Source organism: Shewanella dokdonensis, from assembly GCF_018394335.1.
Taxonomy (GTDB): domain Bacteria; phylum Pseudomonadota; class Gammaproteobacteria; order Enterobacterales; family Shewanellaceae; genus Shewanella; species Shewanella dokdonensis.
On the sequence record NZ_CP074572.1, the window covers coordinates 2,710,453 to 2,728,982 of the forward strand.

13 protein-coding genes and 3 pseudogenes are annotated in these 18,530 nt (G+C 49.6%); 15 read left to right on the forward strand and 1 reads right to left on the reverse strand.

What is annotated here, in order from left to right:
• Window positions 1-61: 61 nt before the first annotated feature.
• The 7 genes from KHX94_RS13090 (at window position 62) to KHX94_RS13115 (ending at window position 7,659) form a co-directional block, all read left to right on the forward strand.
• The gene (locus tag KHX94_RS13090) at window positions 62-3,733 is read left to right on the forward strand and encodes an ATP-binding protein (RefSeq protein ID WP_213680991.1); all 3,672 of its coding nucleotides are present in this window, start codon (window positions 62-64) and stop codon (window positions 3,731-3,733) included.
• Window positions 3,734-4,372 carry a hypothetical protein gene (locus KHX94_RS13095; protein ID WP_213680992.1) on the forward strand — a complete coding sequence of 213 codons (639 nt, stop codon included), beginning with the start codon at window positions 3,734-3,736 and terminating at the stop codon, window positions 4,370-4,372.
• Window positions 4,369-5,589, forward strand: a complete 1,221-nt coding sequence (locus KHX94_RS13100; RefSeq protein ID WP_213680993.1) for a phosphoenolpyruvate carboxylase — start codon at window positions 4,369-4,371, stop codon at window positions 5,587-5,589. Before KHX94_RS13095 ends, KHX94_RS13100 begins: the two co-directional genes overlap by 4 nt.
• 298 nt (window positions 5,590-5,887) lie before the next feature.
• Window positions 5,888-6,772, forward strand: a complete 885-nt coding sequence (locus tag KHX94_RS13105; RefSeq protein WP_244859145.1) for a transglutaminase-like domain-containing protein — start codon at window positions 5,888-5,890, stop codon at window positions 6,770-6,772.
• Window positions 6,773-6,777: 5 nt separating this feature from the next.
• Window positions 6,778-7,026 carry a hypothetical protein gene (locus KHX94_RS20575; RefSeq protein ID WP_244859146.1) on the forward strand — a complete coding sequence of 83 codons (249 nt, stop codon included), beginning with the start codon at window positions 6,778-6,780 and terminating at the stop codon, window positions 7,024-7,026.
• Window positions 7,027-7,060: 34 nt separating this feature from the next.
• Window positions 7,061-7,378 carry a mercuric transporter MerT family protein gene (locus KHX94_RS13110; RefSeq protein WP_213683437.1) on the forward strand — a complete coding sequence of 106 codons (318 nt, stop codon included), beginning with the start codon at window positions 7,061-7,063 and terminating at the stop codon, window positions 7,376-7,378.
• Complete coding sequence (locus tag KHX94_RS13115) at window positions 7,375-7,659, forward strand: heavy-metal-associated domain-containing protein (RefSeq protein ID WP_213680994.1); 285 nt, start codon at window positions 7,375-7,377, stop codon at window positions 7,657-7,659. The genes KHX94_RS13110 and KHX94_RS13115 overlap by 4 nt, the downstream gene beginning before the upstream one ends.
• 70 nt (window positions 7,660-7,729) lie before the next feature.
• Here KHX94_RS13115 and KHX94_RS13120 read toward each other — a convergent pair whose 3' ends face one another.
• On the reverse strand, window positions 7,730-8,149 hold the full coding sequence (locus tag KHX94_RS13120) for a CBS domain-containing protein (RefSeq protein WP_213680995.1): 420 nt from the start codon (window positions 8,147-8,149) through the stop codon (window positions 7,730-7,732).
• Between the two features lie 182 nt (window positions 8,150-8,331).
• On the opposite strand from KHX94_RS13120, the gene KHX94_RS13125 reads away from it, so the two are divergent.
• From KHX94_RS13125 to KHX94_RS13155, 8 genes and pseudogenes are all read left to right on the forward strand, one after another.
• Window positions 8,332-10,104 (forward strand): alkaline phosphatase D family protein, encoded by a 1,773-nt coding sequence (locus tag KHX94_RS13125; RefSeq protein ID WP_213680996.1) that lies wholly within the window; start codon window positions 8,332-8,334, stop codon window positions 10,102-10,104.
• Between the two features lie 81 nt (window positions 10,105-10,185).
• Window positions 10,186-11,223, forward strand: coding sequence for an endonuclease/exonuclease/phosphatase family protein (locus tag KHX94_RS13130; protein WP_213680997.1), 1,038 nt, complete (start codon window positions 10,186-10,188; stop codon window positions 11,221-11,223).
• Window positions 11,224-11,337: 114 nt separating this feature from the next.
• Window positions 11,338-12,527, forward strand: a pseudogene (locus KHX94_RS13135) (class I SAM-dependent rRNA methyltransferase).
• 471 nt (window positions 12,528-12,998) lie between these two features.
• Window positions 12,999-13,061, forward strand: a pseudogene (locus tag KHX94_RS21840) (twin-arginine translocation signal domain-containing protein); the annotation flags it as partial.
• Window positions 13,062-13,189: 128 nt separating this feature from the next.
• Window positions 13,190-14,524, forward strand: a pseudogene (locus KHX94_RS13140) (FAD-binding protein); the annotation flags it as partial.
• 58 nt (window positions 14,525-14,582) lie between these two features.
• The gene (locus tag KHX94_RS13145) at window positions 14,583-15,788 is read left to right on the forward strand and encodes a DcaP family trimeric outer membrane transporter (protein WP_213680998.1); all 1,206 of its coding nucleotides are present in this window, start codon (window positions 14,583-14,585) and stop codon (window positions 15,786-15,788) included.
• A gap of 31 nt (window positions 15,789-15,819) precedes the next feature.
• Complete coding sequence (locus KHX94_RS13150; protein WP_213680999.1) at window positions 15,820-16,152, forward strand: cytochrome c3 family protein; 333 nt, start codon at window positions 15,820-15,822, stop codon at window positions 16,150-16,152.
• Window positions 16,153-16,296: 144 nt separating this feature from the next.
• Window positions 16,297-17,982 (forward strand): sigma-54-dependent Fis family transcriptional regulator, encoded by a 1,686-nt coding sequence (locus KHX94_RS13155; RefSeq protein WP_213681000.1) that lies wholly within the window; start codon window positions 16,297-16,299, stop codon window positions 17,980-17,982.
• The last annotated feature ends 548 nt before the right edge of the window (window positions 17,983-18,530 follow it).

Sequence of the window (18,530 nt, forward strand, 5' to 3'; positions counted from 1 at the left end):
AGCCGCCTGCGTGAACGGTATTGCCGTGAGCCGCCGTTCTCTCTGTATAACAAGGACAAATATGCCAAGCTTGATCCGAATTCTGTTGATCGACACCCACTTGCCGGGCGTAGTGGAACTGCGCCTCGACGGCCATACCAATATTTGTGGGACTAACGCCTCCGGTAAAACCACCTTGCAGCGCTTGGTGCCAGTATTTTACGGCGAATACCCCAGCCGGGTGGTGCCATCGACCCGTGACAGCTTCGAGCGCTGGTATCTGCCACGCGAGTCCAGCTACATCATTTACGAATACCAGAAAGCCGATGGCTTGCTGTATCAGGCGGTGCTGGCTTCGGCGGGGGATGGCAAAGGGGTTAACTACCGCTTTATTGGCAAAGGTTTTGAATTAGCTGACTACATCAAGTCACAGAATGGTGACACTATTATCTGCCACACCATGGGCAAATTGAGGGATGTTTTTAGTAAGCTGAACGTACCGTACACCAATCTGCTCAACACCCGCGAATATCGCGCCATTATACAGAATGATCGCAGTTTGCTGAATACCGGCAGCAACCGCAGTGAACTGCGCAATTACGCGCGGCAGTTTTCGCTGTGCGAGACCGACCATTCATTACGGCACATAGAAAAACTGGCCAAGGCGGTGCACTCGAAAGAGGGCAAGATGGAAACCGTCAAGTCGATGATTGCCGCCATTCTGGAAGAAGACGGGGTCAATCCGCCAACCTCCAGCATCAATCCGCAACGGGTCGAATCCTGGATCCGCGAAAGTCAGTTGATTGCCGGTTTTGAAAAAATTCGCCCAGAATTCGACAAACTGGATCAGGAATTCAATGAACTGCAAGCCGCCGAGCTGCGTTTAGCCAGCCTGTCACAGGGCTATCGGCATGACGAAGTGCTGGAAAGTCAGCGGCAAGAGCAACAACAAACCTTGTCGCAAGAGTGTAATTTCCGCCTGAAAACCCTGGACGAACAGTGGAAAGAACAGCGCGATGAGATCAACCAGGAACTGTCGGCCGCTAAAGGCGATGCCAACAAACTGGAAGATGAACTCGACACAATTGAAAACCAGCAGAATGCCTATCTGGATGCCGATATCGAGCAGGCAAAAGCGCATCTGGAACAACTGCCACTGTGGCGCGCCGATCTGGAAAGCCTGAGTGAGCGTCATAAACTGCTGACCGAAAAACATCAGGACGTTGAAGCCGCTTATAACGCCCGGCGCAGCAAAATCGGTGAGCAGCTCAACCGCGAACTGGAAAAACTGCATCAACAACAGGATGAACAGCGGGAACAGCTAGATAAGCAAAAACAACTTGCCAGTGAAGACACCGCCAAGCTTGATAATGAATGGCGTGAGCGCATTGATGCGGGCAAAGCCAAGTTTCAGGAACAACAATACCAACTGAAGTTAGCGGCAGCTGAGCAGCAACTGTTGGTGAACAACGTCAGCTATACCGAAGAGGAAAAGCTGGCGCTGGCGGTGTTTGATGAACGTATTGAACGCGCCGATACCGAACAGGAAGCGGCTAACGTTAAGGTGGAACGCCTCGGTAGTGAAGAGCGCAAACTCAAAGCGCAGCGCGAGCAGGTGACCGAAGCGTTGCGACTGGCCTCACTGAGGGTCAATGAGCGCCAAGGTGAACTGGATGATATCCGGCAAATGCTGTTTCCGCAGTCACATACCTTGCTGGAATTTTTGCGGCGTGAACTGCCGGGCTGGGAACAACATCTGGGCAAGGTGGTGAATCCGGAACTGCTGCATCGCAGCGATCTGCACCCCGGCTATCTGGGCGAAAGCGACAACTTTTATGGGTTAACGCTGGATTTGCCAGCACTGGATATTCCGGCTTACGCCGCCAGTGAGCCGGAACTGCGGGCGCGCTTGGCGCAGGCCGAAGATGCACTGCAACATGCCGAGGCACTGAAACAAGCCGCCGAAGAGCAACTGGTCGACGCCAATAGCGCGCTGGATAGTCTCGGGCGTGAGCTGACCATGGCGCGCACCAGCTACAAGAATCTGCGCGAAGATTTGCGGCGTTTGATGGAAGAGCGGCGTAATGCCCAAACCGCCATCAATCAGGCGCTGGCAGCGCGTAAAGCCGAAGCTGGCAAACGGTTAACACAGCTCGACTATGAGATGAAACAGCTGCACAACCAGCATCTCGAATGGGTTGAGGAACAAAAATCGCTGGCGCTAGAAGCGCGCATGGAAAATCAGGTGTACTGGCAGGATGTCATTGGTGCTATCGAGCAGCAGTTACAGACGATTCGCGACAGTATTTTACAGCGCCGCGAGCGCGCCAAAGAGGAACAAAAAGCTTGCGATAGCTGGTATCGCAATGAACTTAAGTCTCGCGGTATCAACGAAGATGAAATCGTGGCGCTGAAACGGCAGATGCGCGAACTGGACAGCCAGATTGCCAGCGCCGAACAACGTCGCAGTGAAGTGCTGCGTTACGAAGACTGGTATCAGCACACCTGGCTACAGCGCAAACCTAAGCTGGTGAGTGAACTGGCGAAGGTCAAACAAGCGCTATCTGCGTTGGAGCAACAGCTAAAAAACCGTGCCAGTGAAGTAAAACAGCAACGGCAGCAGTTGGAAACAAGCTTGCGTCAGTCCCATGCAGCGCAGGTGGAAGCCTCCGAAAACCTCAGTAAATTGCGCGGCTTGTTGCGTAAACTGAGCGAATTGAAACTGCCAAAAAATAACGAAGAAACCCCGGGCAGCATCAGCGAACGACTGCGACAGGGCGAAGAGTTATTACTGAAACGCGATTACCTGTTGGGCTCAGTCAAACAGTATGTGGATCATTTCGATCAAGTCATTGCTGCCAAATCGGGTTCCAGCCTGGCCGAAACTTGGGAACGGGCCCGTGAAGATTCCAGCTATGTTACCGATAAGGGCATTCGCTTATTGGATTATCGCAAGCTGGTGCCGGCACTGGAGCAACTGTTAAACGTGATGGTGCCGCAGTCGGTCACCGCCTTACGGGAACAGGGGCGTATTTTCGGTGTGGATCTCACCGCGTTTTACGATGTGCTGGCGGATATCGACCGCCGCATTGCCTCGCAAAGTGCGCGCATTACCCGTGAAGTGGGCGAAGAGCTGTTCCTCGAAGGGGTTTCCGATTCGGCGGTGAAGATCCGCTCCCGTATCAGCGAACTGGAATTCTGGCCGGAACTGGAAACCTTCGTCAAAGCGTTCCGCGCCTGGAAAGCCGATGGTTTCAGCAAGTTACCGGATGAACACTACACCGACAGTATGCGCCGGGCGCTGGATATTATCGGTCGCTCTGCACTGACCGGTGGCATTGCCAAGTTGCTGGAGATTGAACTGCGCCTGAAAGAAGGTAACTCTGACCTGATTATCCGTACCGATCGTCAACTCAATGAATCTTCCAGTCACGGCATGGCTTATCTAATTCTGTGTAAATTCCTGCTGGCCTTTACCCGGCTGCTGCGTGGCAAGGCTGATGTAACCATTCACTGGCCGATTGATGAACTGGGCACCTTGCATCACAGCAACGTGAAGAAGATTTTTGATGCCTGTGAAAACAACAATATCTGCGTGCTCGGGGCGTTCCCGAATCCGGAATCGGAAGTGCTCAACCTGTTCGTTAACCGTTACATCATCAATAAACAGACTAAGCGCTTACAGCTGGTGAAACCGAAACTGGACCCGATTGCCAAAAAACTCAGTGAACGTCTGGCGAAGGAGGCGGTGTAAATGAGCGAAATCATAGCCAACGGTGAACTGATTGAGCGCCTGTTGCGGGGCGAATTTATCTGCCGTACCAGCTTTGAAGACGGCTGGCGTGCCTTAAAAAATCCGGCCACCCGCGACCGAGTCGAAGCCTATCTAAACCAGATTAACCGCACGGTGGCCCAGGCTGCTGAAGGCGAGGTGTTCTTTTGTGGCTACGTTAATCTTGGCGACAATGAACGCAAAATCATTTCGGCACAGTTCCGTGAGATCTGCCAGTCGTTGATCCCGCTAGTGGAATGGCTGGTGCTGGTGCAGGAAGCCAGCGGTCAGGACGCGCCACTGACAGAAGGTGCACCGGTGCGTTTAACCGAGTTGCAGACCCGCATTGAAGATACGCCGGCGTTTCGGGAACAACTGGCTAAACTGAGCCAATATCGCTTGTTTGGTTCCAGCTCTAGCAGCGTTGACGGACAGATAAAACTGGTGTTCAAACGGCTGGTGGAACTGGGTTATCTATTACGACCAAACCCGGAAAAGCAGATTTATCTCGCCACTGGCAAGTTGGATTATTTGTATGAAGTGATCCGTTTTATTGACGAAACCGAGAGCCTGAGCCTGGAGGCGCAGGCAGAAACCGCCAGCCAGAGGGAACTGCTATGAGCAGCAATCTGCATCAGGCTGGCGTCAAGTTACTGCGCTTGCTTGGCCGCCATGCCGAACTGGTGATGGACACCTATCTGGGTGGCAGCATCGACGAAGAGAAGCTGGAACCGGCAGCTGTTAAAAAACTCACCGAAAGCGGCATCTTGTGGCGTCCAGAACCCGGCGAACAGCTGCGTTTGTCGCGCAATGTGCGGGCACTGTTGGAAGACGGCCTGAAAGATGAACGTAATCGCCAGATCAACGCTAACGTTGGTTCGGCGCTGGCAACGATTAAAACGCTGGCGAGTCATTATCGCGAAGCGCGCGCCAGTGTCGATTACAGCGCTGCTGAAGCTTATCTGGGGGATTTGTCTGAGCAGGTGTACAGCTTTACCGAAAGTCTGCGTTACTCCATCCGTGTCTTGTGGGGCCGTATCAATAACGAGTTTGGCTATGTCGGTTCGATCAGTGCCAAAATCCGTGAGAACGAGCTGGCACAGAGCCAAGTCACCGAGCTGTTGAACGGGTTGGAAATGTTTGAGTTCAGCGAACTGGGCGAATTGGCGGGGGATATCCGAGAACTGCGGCGTTTGCTGGTCACCAGTTTGCAAGAAACCCTTAGCTCCTGCGCCCAGGAACTCAGCGTGGTACAGGGGCGATTGCTGGAACTGTTGGGACGTTTTCGTAAAATTCAGGGGCGCACCCGTTTGCTCAAGGGCTGGTTGCTATATACCGATCTGCACCCGGATTACGAAGTGGCCGACCATGTGGCTCATAAGCAGATCCCACAGTTGTTTAATCAAGCGCAATCCTTACTGGCACCGGCAGCGGTGGATGTGCATAACCCGCAGCATGAACCCCAACTGCTGGAACTGGTTGCCAGTGTGAAAGCTATCAGCCGTGAAAGCTCGTCAACGCATACGCTACAACAGGCGCAACCTGTGGCTGTAGTTGCCGCTGAAGCCTTTGATATTCCAGATAATCCGTTGAAACAGGCGGTAGAAGAGTATTTCTGTGCGGTTATCGATTCCGGTCGTAACCAGTCGGCATTGCAGTATCTTGAGTCGCAACAGTTGCCATGGGATGCCGAAAGCTGGTTGTTCCAGGTCATCGGTGGTTTTGAGGGGCTTAGCGACGAACACAAACAATTTTTTGACCTAGAACCTTTGGGCGAAGCTCACCCCATTTACTCCGGTAATTTTATTATCCGTGACGTCGAAGTGGGGCTGCGCTGATAGCGGCAAACATTTACTGCGGATAAAATGCCTGTTGTCATCATGATGACGGCGGGTATTGCACTTGCGTTGAGGTTTTGTGAGCGAACGCTAATATTCTTTTCTCCTCGGGACATAATGACTGTTTTCATTTTCAGTGGGCTGTGTATTGTAATGCTCAGCCACTGAGAGTTGTCTCAACTAATCCATTTAATGTCGGAAAGCACTTGTTTGCTTGGTTGCGCCATGATGAAAGGCTCTGTAGCCGGCGCACGGCTTAGGTTGCTTCTTGACGTAGGAACCATAAAGGAATTCAACGATGCAAAGACGTGATTTTTTAAAGAATGCTGCGCTGTTATCTACCGCGGGGGTGATCAGCCCCTTGCTGGCAACCTCGGTACAGGCTAAACCGGCTGCCACCGCAACAGAAGGCCGCCGTCGTTTTACTGTCACTCAACACTATGATGTAAAAGCGCCGGAAGGTTCCGCTGGTGTAGTGAAACTGTGGATCCCATTGCCTGTTGATATGACGTTTCAACATGTAGACAGTTTGCAATACCAAGGCAACTATCAAGATGCTTATATCACAACTGGTAATGCTTATGGTGCCAAAACGCTGTTTGCCACCTGGCCAGATGCTAAAAATAAACTGGCCCTAACCTTGGAATTTGTGATTGAAACCCAGGATTGGGAACCGCGTAAAAACGGTGAGCTGGATAACTATAAAGTGCCTGAGGTGATTCAGTATCCAGCCGAAGTTAAACCTTATCTGCTGCCAACATCCCATATTCCGGTCGATGGTTTAGTAAAACAGACCGCTGATAAAATCGTCGGCGCTGAAACTAACCCGCTGAAAAAAGCCCATAAACTCTACCTGTGGGTGACGGATAACATGTTCCGCGACAACGATGTTATCGGCTGTGGTACTGGCGATGTGGCAACCATTCTGAAAACCGGCAACATGGGCGGCAAGTGTACCGATATCAGCTCCGTCTTTGTGGCGTTGGCACGGGCGGCAGGGATCCCGGCGAAAGAAGTGTTCGGTATCCGCGTTGGACAAGCCATTAAGATGGGGAAATATTCCCATAAAGCGTTTGGTAGTGCCGATGATAACGGCGTTGCCAAAATCAGTGGTGGGCAGCATTGCCGGGCGATGTTCTATCTGGCGGGTTACGGTTGGTTGCCAGCTGATCCGGGGATGTGACGAAAATGCGCCTGGTTGAGAAAAAGGATAAACAGGATCCCGCCTCTCAGGCCGTCAACGACTATCTGTTTGGTAACTGGGAAATGAACTGGATAGCCTTTAACTATGGCCGTGATTTCGACTTGTATCCGAGTGCGGAACAGACGCCAATCAATGATTTTGCCTATCCGTATGCCGAAGTTGATGGCGATCCGGTGAATTTCTACGATCCAAAAGTGTTTGCTTATGACTACCAGTCAACCGAGCAGCGCTAACGTCCAGCCAAGCACGCGCGGCTTTGTGGCTACTGTGGCAACTGCGGTCATTGCCGCCGTTGCTTCTAGCCTGTGTTGTATTGGGCCCTTGTTATATCTGGTATTTGGGATCTCGGCGGCCAGCCTGTCTGGCGTGGAACAACTGACTTGGCTGCATTACCCGATGCTGCTGTTATCGGTGGGGTTAATTGCACTGGGATTCTGGCGCCTGTATTTTTCACGTCGGCCCTTGTGCAGCGGCACTTTTAGTCGCACCAAGATGTTAATTCTGTACTGGCTGGCGGTACCATTGGTGCTGGCTTTTCAGCTTTATCCTTATGTATTGCCTTGGATTCTGGAGCAGTTTGAATGAAACGTTTAATGCTGATGTTACTGTTGCTATGCAGCCCGGCGGTTTGGGCCGCCAACGAAACAGTGATTATTGACGTGGAAGCCATGACTTGTCCGTTGTGTGTTACTGTGGTCAATAAAGTGTTGCGGCAAACCGATGGGGTGATCAAAGCCAAGTCGTCACTGAAAACCCGTCAGGCAGTAGTGATAGTGCCAGCGGGCTTCGATACCGATAAATTGCTACAGGCGATTGCGAAGACTGGCTATACGGGCGTGATCCATCAGCCCGAAAAAGCGTCATAACAAGACGAATTCAAAAAAGCGATGCTGTTTCGGCATCGCTTTTTTGTTTCTGGTCGAGGAATCGTTGCTACTAGCCTTTAAGCAACTTACTGCACAATTTAACAAAGTCAGACGAGGTCACAATTCCCAGCACCTTGCGTTCACTATCGACGACCGGCAAGCAGCCATGTTTATTGCTGATAAAGTAGTCCACTACATCGGTCAGCGCGGTGTCGGTGGTCAACGGCGTGAAATCGGTTTCCATCAGTTCTGCCAGCGGGGTATAGCGCTCGTGTCGATCCAGCGCTCCCGTGCCGTAACGATTGAGTAATCCTATGACGGTTGTGACCATTTTTTTGTGAGTCAACAAGCCGACTAAAGTGCCATTGGCTTCTGAAATCACTGGCAGGTGGCGTACCCCGCGGCTTTGCATCAACAGGTGCGCATCCTTGATAGTGGCGCCGTCGCTGATACACACCACATTAGCTGTCATTATGTCCTGTACTTTCATGGTGTTTCCCTTGTCTCAGTGTCGGCCTGGGTCTTGGTTGGCCGTTGTCCTATCATACGCTAGCACTGGAGATAAATGAATAATCAGCGGTTTCTTATAAACTTAATGATAAATTCACACATCAGTAACCGCCGCTGCTGACAATTCGGGTCATTCAAGGATAGCTAAATAAGGAATGATTCATGACCCGTTCGTTTTCCCGCCGCCGTTTTCTGGCACTTTCAGCTAAAGGCATAGGTGCTGCCGTTGTCTCTTATGGGCTGATGGGCTGTAACAGCAATGATGATGACTCTGATACCGTAGCAGCCACTTTCAAACATGGTGTTGCCAGCGGCGATCCGCTGAGCGATGCCGTGATCCTGTGGACTCGAGTCACTCCGGTGGCTGACGCTAAGGTGAAAGTTTCTTGGCAGGTGGCGACAGATGCCGCCTTCTCACAACTGGTGACCAATGGTGAAACGCTGACCGATAGCGCACGGGATTACACGGTGAAAATCGATGCGGTAGGGCTTAAGCCTGGCACTCGTTACTACTATCGTTTTGCCGTAGGTGAGCAACAGTCGCCAACCGGTATCACTAAAACCCTGCCAGAAGGGAGTGTCGCGTCAGTGAAGTTGGCGGTGATGTCTTGCTCCAATTATCCGGCCGGATACTTCAATGTGTATGAGCTGGCGGCGCAGCGAGATGATCTGGACGCTTTACTGCATCTTGGGGATTACATCTATGAATATGGCCGAGGTCAGTACGCCAGTGAACATGCGGCAGAACTGGGGCGCGAGGTGTTACCAGCTAATGAACTGCTGACGCTCAGCGACTATCGTACTCGCTACGCGCAATACCGCAGTGATGCCAGCCTACAGAAAATACATGCCAAGGTGCCCTTTATCACCATCTGGGACGATCATGAAGTGGCCAATGATGCCTGGAAAGAGGGCGCCGAAAACCATAACGATGGTGAAGGTGACTTTGAACTGCGAAAAGAAGCAGCAATGCAGGCATATTTTGAATGGTTGCCAATTCGGCCGTGGCAGGCAGGCGATAACCAGGATATCTACCGCAGTTTCAGTTTCGGTGATTTATTAGATCTGCACATGCTGGATACTCGTTTACTGGCTCGCGACAAACAGTTGGACTACGCCGATTATCTGGATGCAAATGGTAACTTTGATCAAACCGGGTTGATGGCGGCACTCACGGACAGCAGCCGTACCATGCTGGGGCAAACGCAACTGGCATGGTTACAGCAACAGTTGCAAACCTCTACCGCCACTTGGCAAGTTATCGGACAACAGGTACTGATGGGGCGGATGCTGTTACCTGCCGCCGTGGCCACCCAACAGATGTCCATCAGCGATTATGCTGAGTTGGGGCAACTGGCACAATTGGCGGCAAGAGCCCAGGCCGGAGATCCAACACTGACGCAGGCTGAATTGGATTATCTGCTGGCGAATCAGGCCAAACTCACCCCTGAGGTGTTAGCGTTACTGCAATTGCCCAATATTCCTTACAACCTGGATGCTTGGGACGGTTACGGTTATGAGCGTGAAGTATTACTTCAGACAATACGGGCGCTGGGTAAGAATACTGTGGTGCTAGCAGGCGACACCCATAATGCATGGGCCAACAATCTGCGGGATCAGGATGGTAATGCGGTAGCGGTAGAATTTGCCACCAGTTCGGTGACATCGCCGGGGATGGAAGATTATTTGGCATTGGATCCCAGCCAAATCGACAGTTATGAACAAGCGGTGGTTGGCATGGTGGCTGATTTGCAATACACCAATTTGCTGCAACGCGGTTACTTGCTATTGGATCTCAGTGCTGAACGTGCAGCCGCAACTTGGTACTTTGTGGATACTATCCTGTCGAGTAACTTTACCGAAGTGTCAGCCAGACAACGCCAGGGTTATGTGCTCGCCGGCACACCAACAGTGGTGATGGCAGCTCAGAGTTAACCGTTAGTCATCCGCATAACTGGACAAATGTGGCTGACAGCATAAGATGCCAATAAAGCCTTTTTTGCTGACAGCCGCATTATGTTTGACGATTTTACGCTTGCGACCCTCAATCTCTATAATTTTGCCGCGCCACCATTGGCCTACCACCAGTTTGATAACATCTATAGTCAGCAGCAATGGCGGCAAAAATGTGATTGGATCAGCCGTTGGGTACGCGCGGCGAAACCGCAACTACTCGCAATGCAGGAAGTGTTTAGCCCAGAGGCGTTGCAAACCCTATGTGACCAATGTGGGTTACCTTATTTTGTTACGATAGCCCAGCCGCAAATCGAAGGATTTGTGGCGCATCAGAGTGTGGTGGCACTTGCCAGCAGTTATCCGTTAACCGACGTCAGCGAAGTTGAAATTGACCGGCAACTGATTGCAGCTATGGGGTTGACCGACGATTTTGCGCCCAGTCGCAGTTTCCTGCGGGCAACAGCCGTGCTCCCCGGAATTGGTAGTACCGATATTTACGTGGTGCATTTTAAATCGCCACGTTCGCTGTTAACGGCTGAAGATAGTCATCTCGAAGGAGTGCCAGCATTGCTGGCGGGTAGCGCCCTTGGTCGCTGGGCTTCCATTGTAAAACGCGGGACTGAAGCGGCACTGTTATATCAGGCCATGCTGCAACGCCGCAGCCGTAGCGGCCACGCCATGGTGCTGATGGGCGACTTTAATGCCACCATCGACAGCAGTGAGATGCGGGCGTTAATGACCGATAGTAGTCGCCTGTTTGCGGCAGACTTACGGGCCGCAGGCTTGGCTGCATTAGACGAGCTACAACTGCAACAGCGTATTGGCCGCTATCGGCTGTACGATGCCTGGGCATTATGGCAACAGCAGCAGCAACTTACCGATACACGGCCGGTGAGCCATTTTCATGGTGCCAGTGGCAGCGCCGTTGATCATATTCTGCTGAGTCAGGAATTCAACGGCGCCAGTCAGCACAGTTTGGGACAGGTGCAGGCGTACCGGGTTTATGACGATCATCTGCTGCGGCCAAATTATCAATTGGATGTCATGGCCAGCGATCATACACCTGTGACCGCCACCATCAGTTTGCGACACCCTTAAGAAGCGCTGCCGGACAAGACAGAATTAAGGTATGATGCGCGCCATTGAACAGCTGTGGTGATAACGCATTATTACTCGCTGTATCAGCTCATTTTCATAGCCAAAGGGCATCGCATAGTGGACAGGATCAAACTTAAACCAGGGCGCGAAAAATCGCTCGATCGCCATCATCCTTGGATATTCTCCAGCGGTATTCACAACATTAAGGGGCAACCAGTTGCGGGAGCCACTGTCGACGTGGTGGCGCATGATGGGCGTTGGCTGGGCCGTGGTGCCTGGTCGCCAGAATCGCAGATCCAGGTGCGTATCTGGACTTTTGATCGTGAACAAGAGATAGACCGGACGTTTTTTCTGCAACGCATCCAACGCGCGCAGTTGGGACGGGAGGCATTGATTGCCCGCCAAGGTCTGACCGGGTATCGCTTGATTGCTGCCGAGTCCGATGGACTGCCGGGGATCACCATAGATCGCTATGCTAACGTGCTTGTCTGTCAGTTGTTATCTGCTGGCGCCGATTATTGGCGAGAAACCTTAGTGTCAGTGTTAGCGGAGCTTTATCCAGACTGTGCCATTTATGAACGCTCGGACGTGGACTCCCGGAAAAAGAAGGGCTAGCACTGACGACTGGTTTGTTGCATGGCGAGTTGCCGCCGATGCCGGTGGTGATTGAAGAAAATGGCGTCAAGATTGCGGTGGATGTGACCACCGGGCACAAGACCGGATTTTATCTGGATCAACGTGACAACCGAGCGGTTGCGGCGCGCTCCGTCGCTGGCAAATCTGTGCTTAACTGCTTCTGTTATACCGGCACCTTTGGCGTTTATGCGGCCAAAGGTGGTGCCGCCAGTATTGAAAACGTCGATGTTTCTTCATTGGCGCTGACAATGGCTAAAGCCAATATGACGCTTAATGGCATCGATGATAGCCAGGTGCAATATACGGAAGCCGATGTCTTCAAACTATTGCGGCAGTACCGCGACGAAGGGCGAACATTTGATGTTGTGGTACTGGACCCGCCCAAATTTGCCGACAACAAAGCGCAATTACCGGGCGCTTGCCGTGGCTATAAGGATATCAATATGTTAGCGATGCAATTGCTGGTGCCTGGTGGCACTTTGCTGACATTTTCCTGCTCTGGTTTGATGCCTGCCGATCTATTCCAGAAAATCGTGGCAGATGCTGCTTTGGATGCCAAACGCGAAGCGCAGTTTACCGAGCGTTTGAGTCAAGCGTCCGATCATCCTATAGCCGCGGCTTTCCCAGAAGGCTTTTATCTGAAAGGGCTGGTAGCCACTGTGTGGTAAACGCCAAACGTGATTATCAAAAATAAAGGGTGAGATTTCACCCTTTATTTTTTTGTATTGATACCATTATCAATACTGATAATTTATTAGCTTTATTTAACGTAATTAATTAATCATTTCATATAATAGTATTTCTTGCTAGATAATATATAACAAAATTAAAAGTGGCTCATAAAATGACTTTTTATGTGATATTTGTCATTCAGCTATTTATTTTAAATTAGCAGGATTATATCTAGATCTAACTCACTTTTTTATGTCTTATAATCATTTTTATTTTAATAAAACTTTTCTCAATATTAAAATTTTATTCTGATTAATTGAAAATTAAATATTAATTATCAATTAGTTGTGTTTTTTAAATATGGCATGTTTGTTGCCTTTACATAATTGTCTCCAGACTTGGTTGTTCAAAAACAAATTAAATTGAATAACTAATTAATTAATAAAAGATGAAATAATGAGGCGAGTATGAAAATTATTAAAAACACAACAGATTTATCCAGACGTAAATTTCTTAAGTTTTCTGGCGCGGCTACTGCGACGTCCGGTTTACTCTTAGCTGGACTGAGTACTGAAACTGTTGCACAGAATGTCGGTGTACCAAAACACTGGGATGAAACCTGTGATGTGGTGGTTATTGGCAGTGGTTTTGCTGGCCTATCAGCAGCCATTGAGGCCAGAAAGGCTGGCGTTAGCGTTATCGTGCTGGAGAAAATGCCCGTGCCAGGTGGTAACTCCACCATCAATGGTGGTGGCATGGCAGTCGTTGGCAGTGATGTGCAAAAGGCTCATGGTGTTAAAGATTCCGTAGATCTGATGCTGGCCGATATGTACAAAGCTGGTCTGGGACTTAATTACCCACAACAGGCACGGATGGTGGCTGAGAGAAGTAATGAAGCATTTGAGTGGTGTCGTGACTATTTGGGCGTGAAATTCAAAGATACGCTGGCACATTTTGGTGGCCATGCGGTTCCTCGTACACATACCACCACGATCCAATCCGGTTCTGGCATCGTGCAACCAATGCTACAAAAATGCGATCAACTGGGCGTGCAGTTGCAGAAAAAGTCTATGTAAAACGGTTGATTGTCGATGGTGAACGGGTTGTAGGACTGGAAGTGATCCCTAACTATCGTCAGGGGAAAGAAGACGCTAGCAATGTTAAGTTCATCAAAGCTAACAAAGGGGTGGTGATGGCCGCCGGTGGCTTTGCTGCGGATGTGCTCTATCGTACCACTCAGGATCCACGTTTGAGTGCTGAACTAGATACAACCAACCATAAAGGGGCTACCGCCGAATGCCTCAAGGAGTTGATCCGTGTAGGTGGTAATCCTGTTCAGCTTTCTTGGATCCAATTAGGCCCATGGGCATCTCCAGATGAAAAGGGTTTTGGCTTAGCACCTATTTTTGCCGGCTACGCAGCCTACCCTAACGGCATCATGGTGGATCCGACAACAGGTAAGCGCTTTGTGAACGAACTTGCAGATCGTAAAATTCGTGCTGATGCCATCATCAAAACGGGGCATCCAGCAGTCGGTATTTGCGATGAAGTAGGGATGCAACCAGCCAAGCATGTGATGGGCAAATTGCTGGAACGAGAGGTAGTACATAAATTTAATACTCTTCAGGAACTGGCCGCATTCTACAAGATCCCCGAAGCAGAACTGTTAGCTCAGGCTGAGCGCTACAACAGTTTTGTAGCACAGGGCAAAGACGGTGAATTCTCCAAACCATTCGATATGGGACAGAAATTGCTGGGACAAGCACCTTTCTACGGTGTGCGTTTCTGGCCTAAAGCTCACCACACCATGGGCGGTATTGAAATCGATACCCTGGCTCGTGTGGTCAATATCGAAACCCGCAAACCTATTCCTGGCCTTTACGCCGCAGGTGAGATCACCGGTGGCACTCATGGTGCCTGTCGTTTAGGTACGGTTGCGATACCTGATTGCATTGTTTTTGGTCGTATCGCCGGGCAGCAAGTTGTCAAGGCGTAAGGCATTTTGCCCGGGATTAACTCCGGGCATTCTTCTGGATTTGGGGAATTTACAAATGAAAACAACTATCTGTAATTTACGTATGAAGACTGTTGCCTTCGCCATTAGTGCCACTATGTTACTTGCCAGCAGCGGTGCCAGTGCTTTGGATTTTGATGTCAATGGCACTAAGCTCACCTTTGGTGGTTATGCCAAAATGATGGTGATTTATGATACCGACGGTACGGTAACTGCACCTTATAACGGTGACCTTTACAGCGTTTACTCAACGCCAATTGATGGCTCCGCTAATGCGGATAAAACCGATCTGGACATGACTGCTAGAGAAAGCCGACTGTTTGTGAAAACGGCGACAGAAACTGAATATGGTACTCTGACTTCTCACATCGAGGGCGACTTCTTTGCAGATATTGATGCCGATGGTCCTACCTGGTCTAACAGCAACGGTTTCCGTATTCGTCACGCCTATATGAAACTACAAAACGGCAAACAGTCCATTTTAGCTGGCCAGACTTGGTCCAACTTTATGGATTTTGCCGGCATTATGCCATCGATGGACTTTTCATCAGATGCAGGTAATCCCTTTGTTCGCCAGTCTCAAGTGCGTTACCAATACGATTTTGCGCCAGGAAACTACGCGTCCGTCAGTTTGGAAAACCCATCATTAGGTTTCTGTAACGCTGGACCCGCAGTGTTTGTTAATAGTGGTTCGTCTGAAGATAAACTGCCAGACATGGTTGTTAAGTACTTTTACGGTAATAAGACCTTTACCGTGTCTCCTCGGGCAGTGTTAAGACGGTTTGAGATAGATGGTCAATCTGCATTTGGCTATGGTCTGGCTCTGAACACCAGTGTGAAATTCGGTGCTGGTCATAAAGCGGTGCTCGGCATGATGTATGGTGATGGTATCGGTCGTTATGCCGGACTGGGTTTTAATGCCGGGGTTGGGTTAACAACAGCGAATGAGATTGAAACCTTGAAATTCAAAAGCATCATGGGCGGGGTGATTCTGGCGTTGAGTGATGATGTCAGTTGGACCGTAGGCGCCGGTTATTCAAAACAGGATGAAGAGGGATATGACATCGGCGCGTTGACCGCTATTGCCAATAAAACAGCTTTTTCCTGGCACAGCAATCTTTACTGGGATATTACCAAACAGCTGCAATATGCCGTTGGGGTGATGTCCGGCAAAGTTGAAAATATGGCGGGAGATGAGGGCGATATGACACGCTTTCAGACCTATATTAAGTATTCATTTTAGTATCATCGCTGCTTTAGACGGGTAAGTAACCATGTTTAAATTGATCTTGAAAGCGGCATTGGTCATGACTGCAGTTCTGGGAACTCCGGCATTTGCAGGTAATACCATGAAACCGCATCATCAAACCGCCGGGTTAAAATGCAATAGTTGCCATGTGACAACGCCATTTCAAGCGGTATCGACGGAGCAGTGTGTGAAATGCCATCAGCTACCCCAGAAGAAGACCGATTATCGTGGGGCTCCTGATAAACATGATTCGCCACACTATGGACCAACGTTGGATTGTGATAACTGCCACCACGAACACGAGGTGTCAGAAAATTATTGCAACAACTGTCATGAGTTTGATTTTAAAGTGCCTTAACCCCTGAACAGGGTGTCGTCAATATCCCCGCCGGTTGCTCCCAGGCGGGGATATTTTTAACACATTATTAATTGAAGACAGTCACGGCGTTTTTTTTGTGGCTGACATATATTGTCAATACACCATCCGGACGTGGAAATAAGCATGAATACCTCAGAACTTGATTTAAGGGAATTGTTGTCTTTTAAGCCCCGGGGTGGTGCCATTAGTTTCCTTGGCCAGCGCATGTATCTGACCGATCTGTTTTCGCATGGTTTGCAGCAGATGGAGCTATGTCGCACGCTGGGGCCGGAAATCACCCAATCAATCATCGTTCGTGCTGGTTTTTCTAAAGGATGGTTGGTAGCCGAACGCATAAAACGGCAGATGCCCGACGCATGGGCGGAAGCCCGTAAAGGTAAACTCGGACCATTGCTCTGCTCTATGTATGGCTTCGGTGAAGTGTTGAGCAGCCAGCGCCAGGATGGTATTCAAACTACCCCCTTGGTGGAAACCTATTTTATTAGCCTGTACGAAGCGGAACAGCATTTACGGATGCATGGTTTGAGCAAGGTTCCCGTATGTTGGGAGCAGATAGGTTTTGCCAGCGGTTATGTTTCTAATCTTGAAGGTCGGACTGTGTACTTTATTGAGGATGAGTGTCAGGCCAAAGGCGACAGTTATTGTCATTTGCGCGGAAATTTTCTGGAACAGTGGAGTGACGAAATTACCCCTTATCTGTCAGTTTACAATGGCATTTGTAACGAAACCGTGGCATCTCAATTAGCCGATGTACTGCGCTCGGATGAGGCGTTGCCGCGCAACATGCAGGACAAGATTAACTTGTCATTAAAGCTGACCGCTATTGAGGACGGTTATCCTGTTTCCAACAGCTACGCAATGCGCAGCTTACTGGAGATGGCGATGAACGTTGCCAAAGTGCCCACCTCGGTGCTTATCACTGGTGAGAGTGGTGTGGGTAAAGAGAAGCTAGTGCAATATATTCATACAAATTCACCACGAAGTAATAAGCCACTCGTGGCGATAAACTGCGGAGCTCTCAATGAAACGCTGCTTGAAAATGAGCTGTTTGGTCATGTGCGCGGAGCATTTACTGGGGCTGATTGCAGTAAGAGCGGTCTGATTGAGGCCGCTGATGGTGGTACCTTATTTTTGGATGAAGTGGCTGAACTGTCTCCTGCCACTCAAGTGAAATTACTGCGGGTACTGCAAGAAAAAGAGGTACGCAGGCTCGGTGATACCGAGACTATCAATGTTGATGTACGGATCATCTCTGCTACCAATAAAAGCTTGGAAGCGGCAGTAGACGCTGGCGAGTTTCGACAGGATCTGTACTATCGTCTTAAGGTGATTGAACTTAATATTCCCCCGTTACGTGAGCGAACGGAAGATATTTTACCTCTAAGCCGTTACTTCCTGATGAAATTCAATCAGGAGCTAGATAAGTCTCATACAGGATTTCATTATAAGACCGCTGACTTATTGCTGAGCCATAATTGGCCGGGAAATGTTCGGGAACTGGTGAATGCTATCGAACATGCCGTAGTTCTCAGTGCTGGGCCGCAGATTATGCCGGAAGATCTACCCCACGAAATTCGAGATACTTTGTGCTTGCCGTCAGCAGCAGGTGATATTCGAGCGTTACATGAAGTGGAGAAAGACTACATCTTAGCGGTGTTGGAAAAACTGGATAACAACAAGACTCAGACCGCAGAAAAATTAGGGATGAGTTTGGCAACCTTGTATCGCAAACTTAAGGAGTATGGGGCTCTACAACTCGCGATCTGTTCTTGGCTTTACTCCTTTAGCGTAACTTTATCTGGATTTTAATAACTGGCAGCCGTCGTGGTCACATTCATGATATTGATAGGCTGTTTTAATGCCACTGCTCGATAGCTGCTACATACCGGAAAGTGATATCTAATGTGCTTCGAAATCTTTAGGAAATTATTAACATATATGGAATGCTGCCTACAATTCAAAAGCGTGATACACGTCTGTCTATTAGATGAAAACACGTCTCAATGCTGACTCTGTCCAAAGCGGGATCTGCGTTATTGGGGGAAAGGTGAGCGAATCAATTTAGCTGTGAGTGGGCAGTAGCTTTATGGCTCAAATAAAGTGGAGAAGATATACAACTATCATCGGCATACCCGAGATTCAGCGGGTGATATACCAGCTAAAGCAGCTACAAGGACCTTGAGTACGAAACGTTATAAACGTCCAGATGGGCGACATACACCGTACTCAAGGTGTTAGCAAGCTGATGGGGTTCGGTACGCTGGTAATCCATAAAATAGTTTAATATTTAAGCCATTATGTAAGGGCGTTGTTCACTAATGTGATTTAGGGAGCAACGCTATGCAATATCACCGAGC